This window comes from Novosphingobium sp. ST904, assembly GCF_001298105.1.
Taxonomy (GTDB): Bacteria; Pseudomonadota; Alphaproteobacteria; order Sphingomonadales; family Sphingomonadaceae; genus Novosphingobium.
In genome coordinates, this window is record NZ_LGJH01000078.1 from 1 (window position 1) to 10447 (window position 10447).

At 61.3% G+C, this 10447-nt stretch carries 5 protein-coding genes and 6 pseudogenes; 5 read left to right on the forward strand and 6 right to left on the reverse strand.

The genetic code is table 11. The features are described 5' to 3' along the window. Positions 1 to 191, forward strand: a pseudogene (locus ADT71_RS01270) (IS3 family transposase); the annotation flags it as partial. 38 nt (positions 192 to 229) lie between these two features. Here the strand turns inward: ADT71_RS01270 and ADT71_RS01275 are convergent. From ADT71_RS01275 to ADT71_RS01290, 4 genes and pseudogenes are all read right to left on the reverse strand, one after another. Next, a pseudogene (locus tag ADT71_RS01275) lies at positions 230 to 1216 on the reverse strand (DUF4158 domain-containing protein); the annotation flags it as partial. A gap of 91 nt (positions 1217 to 1307) precedes the next feature. Then, complete coding sequence (merA, locus tag ADT71_RS01280) at positions 1308 to 2726, reverse strand: mercury(II) reductase (protein ID WP_004213247.1); 1419 nt, start codon at positions 2724 to 2726, stop codon at positions 1308 to 1310. A gap of 37 nt (positions 2727 to 2763) precedes the next feature. Next, positions 2764 to 3093, reverse strand: coding sequence for a heavy-metal-associated domain-containing protein (locus ADT71_RS29895; protein ID WP_004213249.1), 330 nt, complete (start codon positions 3091 to 3093; stop codon positions 2764 to 2766). A gap of 12 nt (positions 3094 to 3105) precedes the next feature. Further along, the gene (locus tag ADT71_RS01290) at positions 3106 to 3501 is read right to left on the reverse strand and encodes a mercuric transporter MerT family protein (protein WP_014072602.1); all 396 of its coding nucleotides are present in this window, start codon (positions 3499 to 3501) and stop codon (positions 3106 to 3108) included. 76 nt (positions 3502 to 3577) lie between these two features. Here ADT71_RS01290 and ADT71_RS01295 point away from each other — a divergent pair, with 76 nt between their 5' ends. Next, positions 3578 to 4000, forward strand: a complete 423-nt coding sequence (locus ADT71_RS01295) for a helix-turn-helix domain-containing protein (RefSeq protein ID WP_014072603.1) — start codon at positions 3578 to 3580, stop codon at positions 3998 to 4000. Between the two features lie 170 nt (positions 4001 to 4170). Then, positions 4171 to 4506 (forward strand): annotated as a pseudogene (locus tag ADT71_RS01300) (recombinase family protein); the annotation flags it as partial. A 92-nt stretch (positions 4507 to 4598) separates the two neighbouring features. Here ADT71_RS01300 and istB read toward each other — a convergent pair. Further along, a complete protein-coding gene (gene istB, locus ADT71_RS01305; RefSeq protein ID WP_054434399.1) occupies positions 4599 to 5444 on the reverse strand; it encodes an IS21-like element helper ATPase IstB in 846 nt (281 codons plus the stop codon). Continuing rightward, positions 5441 to 6963: pseudogene (istA, locus tag ADT71_RS01310) on the reverse strand (IS21 family transposase). The gene istB and the pseudogene istA overlap by 4 nt, the downstream one beginning before the upstream one ends. A 177-nt stretch (positions 6964 to 7140) precedes the next feature. Here istA and ADT71_RS29900 point away from each other — a divergent pair. Together ADT71_RS29900 and ADT71_RS01315 are read left to right on the forward strand one after the other, a co-directional pair. Then, positions 7141 to 7370: pseudogene (locus ADT71_RS29900) on the forward strand (recombinase family protein); the annotation flags it as partial. Positions 7371 to 7434: 64 nt separating this feature from the next. After that, positions 7435 to 10325, forward strand: a pseudogene (locus tag ADT71_RS01315) (Tn3 family transposase); the annotation flags it as partial. Positions 10326 to 10447: the final 122 nt, after the last annotated feature.

Consider the following 10447-nt stretch of genomic DNA (forward strand, 5'->3'; position numbering starts at 1 on the left):
GCCTTTACAAGGCCGAGGTCATCTGGCGGCAGCGATCATGGCCAAGCGTTTCGGCCGTGGAAATGGCAACGCTGCGCTGGGTCGATTGGTACAATAATCACCGGCTCTTCGGCCCTATCGGGCACATCCCGCCCGCTGAGGCCGAAGACAATTACTATGCAGCCCTCGAGAACCTCGATATGGCTGCATAGCCAAATGAAAACTGCCTCCTGAAAACCCGGGGCGCTTCAAGCCGCATGAGTTGCCCCACCGACTGAATACTATCTTGGTAGCGACGCTCGCGCCCACGCCGCGCGCGCGTGAACATGCCGCCGATAAGTCGGTCAAACATTTGGATCGCGGCATCGGCAAGTCTGGCCTCAAGGTCGATCACTGCGGCCGTCAACGTCGCCCGCCTGCGATTGACGCTGTAATCCGAAAGCAGGAATGCCGGTGCCACGCCGCCCTCGCGGACAAATTGGGCAAAGCGGAATTCCGGAATGGCGCCCCCAACTACCGGGTGGATACCTATGCCGCGAACATAGCGCAGGCGCTCAAGCAAGCCATTGATATTGGCCGCAGTCGGGGCTTCTTCGAAATTACGCAACCACGCCAGCGGTGTCATGCCGAAATCCGGGTTGTTGATTACGAGTTCGTCTAGCCGTGTCAGTTCAGCAGAGCTGAGGCCTTCGACGATTGCGGCTGCGGCAGCTTTGCGTGCGCGTGCCCGGCCAGCAAGACCGGCGCGTTCCAGTGTGTCGCCTGACGGAAGAATGAACCGCTCACCCTTCAGGCCAACCATGAGGGCGCGAACAATCGGTTCACCTCTGTCTGTATACTCGGCGGCTTGCGCGGCAAGATTCAGGGCAAGTGCCAGGTCGCCGCGTCGAAACGGGCGTATGCCAAGATAACGCGCCACGAGATCGGCATGATCGGTACGGGTTTGCGCGCGCTGACCATATGCAGAGAAGGAGGAAGGATCGACGAATAACTGTGCCGCGAGGTACTGAAGAATGACGTCGGGAAGCCCGATCTCGGGTTGCAGACCAAAGCCGGGATGTCGCATCAAAGCGATTTGTGCAGCCAGACCGAGGCGATTTGCTGGACCATAGCGGCGCCCAACCAATTCAACATCTTCCGCAGAAAGGGTATAATGCCCAATGATCGCGGTTTCTTGGACAGGAGGATCGAACAGGCGCCGGCGCTCGTCTCCGGTCAGAAGTCGGCGTCGTGCCATTTTGCTCTCCCGCTGAGGCGAATAACAAAATTGACACCAAAGCGGCTTGCACTGGAGGGAGGCCATTCGTTGCCGGTTGATCCCCGAGCAATCACCCGGCGCAGCAAGACAGTTTGGCGACATCCTTATCAAACGTTTGGGCCGCCAGTTTGAGGCCTTCCACAGTGGTCAGGTAAGGAAATATCGTTGCACCCAATTCCAGGGTGGTCATGCCGTGTTTGATCGCCAGCACCAGTGTCTGGATCGAATCCGCGCCTTCGGGTGCCATGATCTGGCCGCCCAGCAAACGGTCGTTCGCCTTGTCGGCAATCAGTTTGATGAGACCCCGCGTATCGCGTGCTGCCAGTGCCCTTGGCACAGCATCGAGCGGGAGCAGCGAAACCTTGATGTCCAGGCCTTGCGCCCGTGCTGTCGTTTCAGTGAGGCCGGCGCTGGCGACTTGCGGGTCGGTGAAGACGACGGATGGCATGGAGGAATTGTCGTAGCGGTATTGGTTGCCCGTCACCGCGTTGCGCGCGGCCAGTTTTGCGCCATAGGCGGCCATGTAGACGAACTGGTCCCGTCCCGTTACATCGCCCGCCGCGTAAATGCCTGGAACCGACGTTTCGAGGTGGTCATCGACGACGATTCCACCATTACGGGCAAGCACTATGCCGCGCTCCTCCAGCCCAAGCCCGTCGCTATTGGGTCGGCGTCCGGTGGCGATGAGCACCTGTTCCGCCGCGACGGTGTCACAATGCCCCTCGCAGGTCAATTCGACCCCGCTCTGTGTTTGGGCGATACGCTGATAGCCGACACCTGCGCAAACCCGCACGCCCTCGGCTTCCAAATAGTTTTTCAGCGCGGCACTCACTTCCGGGTCCATTTCGGGGAGCAGGCGGCTTCGGCAGCAGATGGTGACATCAACGCCCAGACGCGAAAACATCTGTCCCAGTTCTACCCCGATCACCCCGCCACCGATCACCAGCAGCGATTTGGGCAAGCGATCCAGCGCCAGCGCCGATGTGCTGGTTAGGTAGGGCACGCTGTCCATCCCCGGAATCGGCGGCACGGCGGCGTGCGCACCCATCGCCAATATGACCTTGCCGACCTTCATGGGCGCATCGCCGACAATCAGCGCACCATCGGCAAAGCGTGCCTTGCCCTCGATATAGCTCACACCGTCATAGGCGGGCAGCAGATCGACATATTTTTTTTGGCGCAGCGTCGTGACAAGATCGTCCTTCGACGCCGCCAATACGGACCAGTCATCCATCTGGACAGCGCCCCCAAGGCCGGGAAAGCGCGCGGCGGCAAGCCCACCATGCACCGCTTCGGCGGCGCGGATCAGCGTCTTGGAAGGAACGCAGCCAACATTGACACAGGTGCCGCCAATCGTGCCGTGACCGACGAGCGCCACTTTCGCGCCCAGATCGGCAGCGGCGATCGCGGCGGAGAACCCGGCAGAACCCGCGCCGATGACGGCCACGTCAAATCCTTCCTGCCCGGGGCGGTTGCAACAGTCGTTCATTGCTTATCGCTTTCTTGAGGCGCTGGCGGCGCCCCGCTCAGTTTTGAATAGCGCGCGCCGGATAACCCGCGTTGGTTGATGCAGCGGCAATCGCAGCAGCATTGGTGCGGCGCGGGTTATAGGTTGCGCGCGCGGTCTTGGCTGCGAAATCGACCGTGACCGCCGTTACCCCGGCGACGCCTTCCATCGCCTTCTTCACGGTGATCGGGCAGGTGGCGCAGGTCATGTTCTCTATGGCAAAGGTGGTTTGCTTCTGAGCGGTTGCGGTAGCCGCGGGGCGATCTTGCGCCGTGCCACTAACTGCATAGGCGACCCCGCCGCCAGCCATAGCCAGCACGGCCATAGCGATACATACTGTCTTTTTCATGGGTATTTCCTTTCAATAGAACCAGGGTGCCCACCAGTCGATGGTGAGCGCCAGGATGGCGACGGCAAGGCCCAGCCACAGCACCGCCTTGGTGGTCCAAGCCGATTGTGGACGAGCGCAGTAGGAACCGTCTTCACAGGGCGGTTTCGGCTTGAAATAGACATGCCAGAAGCCGTAGCCGAGCAGCGCGAGCGTTACGCCTGCGACATAGGGCTTGTAAGGTTCGAGCGCCGTCAGGTTGGCGATCCACGCGCCGGAAATTCCGAGCATAACCAACAGTAGCGGGACGACGCAGCAAGCCGAGGCGAGCCCCGCGCCGATCAATGCGCCCGCCGCAACCCAGTTTGCCTGCTTCGGCTCGTGGTTTTCGGTGAGGGCTGGCTGTCCCGCTTCCGGCGTTGAGACCATGGCTTGAATCCCTTGTTCCAACTGAGTGATTCGCAGTGTAGGCTCTGTAGCCACTACAGACTCAAGAGGTATTTTCATGGAGCAACAGGTCGGCATCTTGCGTGCCCAGCTTGCCCGGAAAACAGGCTGCAATCTCGAAACCATCCGCTATTACGAGAAGGTGGGATTGCTGCCGGGGCCGCCTCGCAGTTCCAACGGCTACCGCGTCTATTCGCCGGAACTGGTGCAAAGGTTGCAGTTCATCCTGCGCGCGCGCGACCTTGGCTATGCAATGGATGAGATACGGTCATTGTTGTCGCTCACCGATACCGGTGCACAAACCTGCGCGGAGGTTATGGCGAGAACCGAACTCCACCTTGAAGATGTCCGCCGCCGCATTGCAGATTTGCAGAAGATAGAGGTGACGCTGGCGACCACGTTAGCCAGATGCACTGGAGATGACGTTGCCGAATGTCCCATCCTGGAAGCACTCCAGTTTTTACCCCATCAAGGCAATTGACGCCATCTTTGAGGGATTTGATTTCGTGATGTCAGCTTGGAGTATAGCCTAACTGGACGTCAGGGCGGTACTGCGGTTTCTGTCAGATTAGGGTGATAAACGGAATTTGTTGACGAATTTCGTTACGTATCATAGATTTCAACCTGACATTTTGATGGAGAGAGTGCGCAGTGAAGGGGCAACGGATCGGCTATGTCCGGGTCAGCACGTTCGATCAGAATGTGGATCGCCAATTGGAAGGTCAGTCGCTCGATCGGACCTTCACCGACAAGGCATCGGGCAAGGACGTCAACCGCCCCCAGCTTGAGGCTCTGCTCACTTTCGCCCGCGAAGGCGATACCGTCGTCGTCCACAGCATGGATCGGTTGGCCCGCAATCTGGATGACCTGCGCAAGCTGGTCCAGGGCCTCACCAAGCGAGGTATCCGGATCGAGTTTGAGAAGGAAAGCCTGTCCTTCTCGGGGGAGGACTCCCCGATGGCCAATCTGATGCTCTCGGTCATGGGTGTAGCGCGACATCGTCGGTGACTGGTCAGCGACATTGATGGTGATGTGTCAGCGGTGACGTTGGGGATAGTGTCACACGAGGTTGGCCTGGATCAAGAGGCGTTGTCGCGCAGCGATGTCGCTGGCATGGTTTCGATGTCGCTGGGCGATGTCGCTGGATCAGGAGCACTGTCGCGGAGCGATGTCGCTGCGGCCAGGGCGGATCGCCTGCGATAGCTCTCGACGTTCATTTCCAGGATAGTGGCGTGGTGAACGAGCCTGTCGATGGCAGCGACAGTCATTGCCTTATCCAAAAAAATGGAATCCCAACCGCTGAATGGTTGGTTGGCGGTGATCATGATGGAGCGCCTTTCGTATCTGGCAGAGATGAGTTCGAACAGGACGCTGGTCTCTGCCTGGTCCTTGCGGACGTAGGACAGGTCATCGAGGATGAGCAGGTCGAAGCGGTCGAGCCTGGCGATCTCCTGGGTCAAGGTCAGGGACTGACGTGCGGCCTGCAAACGCTGGACGAGATCGGTGGTTCGGGTGAAGAAGACCCGGTATCCGCGCGCGACGAGCTCGTTGCCGATGGCGGCTGCGGCGTGGCTCTTGCCGGCACCGGGCGGACCAAATGCCAGAAGATTGTGGCCCGCCTTGAGCCAGGCATCTCCTTGGGTCAGAGCCATGACCTGGGCCTTGCTCAAGGTGGGAACGAGGCTGAAGTCGAAGGCATCCAGGGTCTTGCCGGGAGGCAGCCGTGCTTCTGTAAGATGGCGCTGGATCCGGCGTTGTTCGCGTTCGGCGAGTTCCAGTTCGGCCAAGGCTGCCAGCAGGCGCGAAGCCGGCCACCCCTCCTTGTCCGCTCGTGAACAGAAGTCCGGCCAGAGACGGGCAATGGTGGGCAGACGCAGCGTGCCAAGCAACATGGGCAGCTGGGCGGTGTCGACAGTGATGCTCATGCGGCCATCTCCCTGGCGGTGAGCAGATCGTCGTATGTGTCAGGCTGGGGAATATCGACGACCACATCGGCCGGCTCTTTGCCGGGGCGTTGGAAGCGCTCCTGCAGATCCCTCAGATCGGGTAAACCCTGGCCATCGAGTATGCCGGTCAGGGTCGCGGCGAGCTCAGCCTCGCAGGCCTGGTCATGCGCAAGCCACAGCAGCCCCACCATGCTGCGGCATGCGGCGGCTTTGGGAAGCGCACCCTCCAGAGCATCCCAGCAGCGGCGATATTCGCTGCGAGGGAAGAGCTTGTCGCGATAGACAAGGTTTGCCAGCGCGTGGGGCTTGGTACGCAGGCTGTGGATCACGTGCCGATAATTGACTACGTGGTCATGACCGCCCCGTCCGCGATCGGGCGCCCTCCCGCGTGGCAGGGTCTCGATGGGCTGCCCGGCCAGATAAAGGTCGATCGGTCATCGAAGATCCTGGCTCGCAGGCTATGGCCGATGAGCCGGGAAGGCACGGTGTAGAAGACCTTGCGCAGCACGAAGCCGCCCGATGAGGTGACGAGCACCGTAGCTTCATCATAATCGCAGCTGCGGCGTGAAGGTAACGGGCGCAGGTGCTCAGCTTCGATGCGCAAGGCATCGCGCCGCCGGGCATTGTGGCGGCCCACGATCTGGGCGAGGAACGTGCGCCAGTCCTCGATGGAGGCGAAGTCACGTGTCCCGCGCAACTGGAGTGCCTGATCGAGCCGATCCTTAAGGTGACCATGACGGCTTTCTATGGACCCATTCTCATGGGCGACCCCGCGATTGTTGCGGGTGGGCTCCATCTGGTAATCGGCGCACAGGGCGGCATAGCGGGTCCGCAGATCTTCCTGGGCATCTTGCTCCAGGTTGGCGAACGCCGCGGAGAGGCTATCGGTGCGATGCTCGTGCGGCACGCCGCCAAGCTGCCACAGCGCATTCTGAAGGCCGCAGGCCAGCGCCGTGAAGCTTTCTCCTCCCAGCACGACCTCGGCATGCTCCCACCCGGAATAGACCAGCGCGAAGTGATAGATCAGGTGCGGGCTCGGATTGCCGGAGATGGTGACCTTCAGATCGCGGGCGTCAAAGAAATCCGACATGCCCTGTCGGCCTGGCGGATGGTCCTGCCGGAAGATGACCTCACGCTCTGGTCCATACTCGGCCTTCCATAGCCGTATCCGGCGTTCCAGGGTCCTGCGGGCTGGTGTTAGATCGAGACCGGGGTGGCGTTGCTCCAGCTCCCCAAGAATAGAGATGGGCTTCAGGCCCGGCGTGCTCTCGAGCAAAGGCACGATTTCTTTATCCCACAGTTCGGCGAGCGGATCTGGCCTGCCGCCGCCATGACGTCGCTCCCGGCGACGCTCCGATGGCGACCGGGGATCTTTCTCTGTCCGGTAGCCCGTGCTGGTGGAAAAGCCCGCCATGGCGGCGGCCGCTTTTTGCGGGTGTTTTTGACGAAGGGACATGTAGTACCTCTGCTGTTGGTCGGTGATGGGACGGCCAGGCATCCGATCCTCTTCTTGGCGTTGAAGATCGGACCATCCTGACCGCTGTCGCCGCCAACGGCACGGGGAAACCCGCGCCCGTGTGGGGGGAAGCTACGTCCGGGCTACGCCCGGCCTCCGCTTCCCCCCACACGTCATCTACGATGTCGCTGACCCTTCAACTGCGATGTCGCTGTGCACATGGGTGCGTTTGCTGAGTTCGAGCGCGCTCTGATCCGCGAACGGCAACGCGAAGGCATTGCGATCGCTCGGCAGCGCGGCGCCTATCGGGGGCGGAAACGGTCGCTCTCGGATGAGATGATTGCCGATCTGCACCGCCGCGTTGCGCCGGTGAACGCAAGGCGACCATAGCGCGCGACATGGGCATCAGCCGCGAAACCCTCTACCAGTACCTTCGCGCCGCTGCCTGACACCAATGTTCACATTATGTCCGGAAAATCGTTGTTCAGCGTACAAAGCTTGAGGTGACGCCATTTGGCCCGGCTCTATACCTTCGAGCCTTCCGATATCGAGATCATCGGCGCGCGACGGGAGCGACGGAATCAGTTGGGCGTGGCGCTGCAACTCGCGCTCCTGCGGCACCCGGGCATCACGCTTGCGCAGTTGATACAGGACAGGGGAGCAATACCCCATGATCTCGCCGCTTTCGTCGCTGAGCAACTTGGTCTGCACGTAACCGACCTGGCCAACTATGCGGCGCGGGATCAGACAATGACGGATCATGCCCGTGAGCTGGCGGTGCGCTTGGGACTTCGGGGGGCGACCCGCACCGATATTCCCTCCATGATCGAAGCGGCCGCGAAAGCGGCATGGGCGACCGACAAGGGGATGACGATTGCGACCGGTGTTGTCACCGCCCTTCGCAAGGCCCGAATTCTGCTGCCGTCCATCTCCACCATCGAACGGGCCAGCAGCGCGGGACGCGCGCGTGCCCGCAAGCAAGCTGCCTATGCTCTGATCGCCGATCTCAGCACCGAACAGGTCCAAGCCCTCAATCAGCTTTTTGACGACGCCGGCGGCATGAGCCAGCTCGCTTCGCTCAAGACCATCCCCATCGCGGCAAGGCCCGATCACATCCGCCAGATTCTCGACCGCCTGCGGCAAGTGCGGAAGATCGGCATCTCCCCGGACGTGGCTGGCCGCATCCACGCGGACCGATTCCGGCAATATGTCAGGGAAGGCCGTGCATCGCCTGCCTATATGATCGAGCGATACGTTCCTTCCCGGCGGCGTGCCACGCTGGTTGCCTTCCTGCTCGATCTTGAAGAGCGGCTGACCGACAGCGCTCTGGAGATGGCGGACAAGCTGATCGGCAGCATCTTCACCCGCGCGAAAAACGCCCAGGCACGCAGCTATGCCACCACGTCGAAGAACGTGGCGCGGCTGATGCTGATTTTTCGCAGGACGATCGACGCGCTGACTGATGCGGTCGATACCGGCGAAGATCCAATAGAGGTCCTGGACGCATCGGTCGGGTGGAACACCCTGATGAAGGCAAGGCCGGAAGTGGCGACCATCGCGGAAACTGCCAACCTCGATCCGCTGACGGTCGCGGCCGACCGCTATGCGACGTTGCGCAAGTTCGCCCCCGACCTGCTTGAGACGCTCCAGTTCAGGGCCGGAAAGGGCAGTACGAAAACGATCGCCGCTATCGAGATGCTGCGCGACCTCAACAGGTCGGGCAAACGCGATTTGCCTGCCGGCGCTCCGATGCCCTTCCGCAAGGAATGGCGGAAAATCGTCGTTGGCGATGATGGCAAGATCAATCGGCGGCTCTGGGAAATCGCGACGATCGCGCATCTGCGCAACAAACTGCGTTCCGGGGATGTCTGGGTGGAGCGATCGGCGGGATACCGCCGGTTCGACAGCTACCTGCTCAGCGAACCGAAGGCGAAGCCGATCGTATCAGCTCTTGGCTTGCCGCCGACAGCCAGCGAATGGCTCGAACAACGAGGACGCGAACTGGACTGGCGGCTGAAGAATTTCGCCCAGCGCCTGAAGCGCGACGCTCTCGAAGGTGTGCGGTTCCGCGACGCCGTCTCCAGATATCCCCGGTTCGCACAATCGCAACGCCCGACGCCGAAGCCCTGGCCGACCGGCTCGATGCGATGATGCCCCGCATCCGCGTCACCGAGCTGCTGCATGAGGTGGCGCAGGAAACCGGCTTTCTTGCTGCCTTCACGAACCTGCGCACCGGCGAGGCGTGCCCTAACGAAAACGCGCTGCTCGCCACCATCCTAGCCGATGCCACCAATCTCGGCCTGTCGCGCATGGCCGCCGCAAGCCAGGGCGTGACGCGCGATCAACTCCTGTGGACCCATGACGCCTATATCCGCGACGACAGCTACCGCGCGGCGCTGGCCGTCCTCATCAACGCGCATCACCGCCTGCCATTCTCGCGCGTATGGGGCGACGGCACTACCTCCAGTTCCGATGGCCAGTTCTTCAGGGGCGCGAAGCGCGGCGCATCGGGCGGCGACATCAACGCCCGCTATGGCATCGATCATGGCTTTAGCTTCTATACCCATGTTTCCGATCAGCGCGGGCCTTACCACGTCAATGTGATCTCGGCCGCCACGCATGAAGCGCCCTATGTCCTCGATGGCCTCACCAGCCATGGCACCGATCTCAGGATCGTCGAGCATTACACCGACACCGGCGGGGCAACCGATCATGTCTTCGCCCTGTGCGCGATGCTGGGATTTCGTTTCTGCCCGCGCCTGCGCGATTTTCCGGACCGGCGTCTCGCGCCGATCGCGCCAGTCACGACCTATCCGTCCATCGCCCCGTTGTTGGGCAAGCGTATCCGCACCGACATCATCGTTGAACAATGGGACGACGTGCTGCGCCTCGTAGGGTCGATCAAGGCCTGTCATGTCGCGCCATCGGTCATGCTGCGAAAGCTCGCCGCCTACGAACGGCAGAACCAGCTCGACGTCGCACTACAGGAAATCGGCAAGATCGAACGGACCCTGTTCATGCTGGACTGGCTCGAAAATCCCGATCTGCGCCGGCGATGCCATGCCGGCCTCAACAACAGCGAGCAGCGCCATGCCCTGACGCAGGCGATCTACACCTTCCGCCAGGGCCGCATCATCGACCGCAGCCACGAGGCACAGCAATATCGTGCATCCGGCCTTAATCTGGTCATCGCCGCGATCGTCTATTGGAACACAATCTACATGGACGCTGCCGCCCAGCATCTCCGTTCAACGTCGGTCGCGGTACCTGATGACCTCCTCGCCCATACCTCCTCGGTAGGTTGGGAGCACATTGCTTTTTCCGGCGATTTCCTTTGGGATCGTGCAGCCGCTTCCGCTGGCCGCAAGACCCTCAATCTCCCGTCGGAGAGCCGCGTAGCCTAAACGTTCGCTGATTGTTCTTCGTTAGACCCAATGACTGCCGGGAGCCATTTTGGCTCCGATCTGCGTTGCTCGCCTGGGGGTCAGAGCAAAGGAGATAGTCGATGGCAAAAGGTACCAAATAC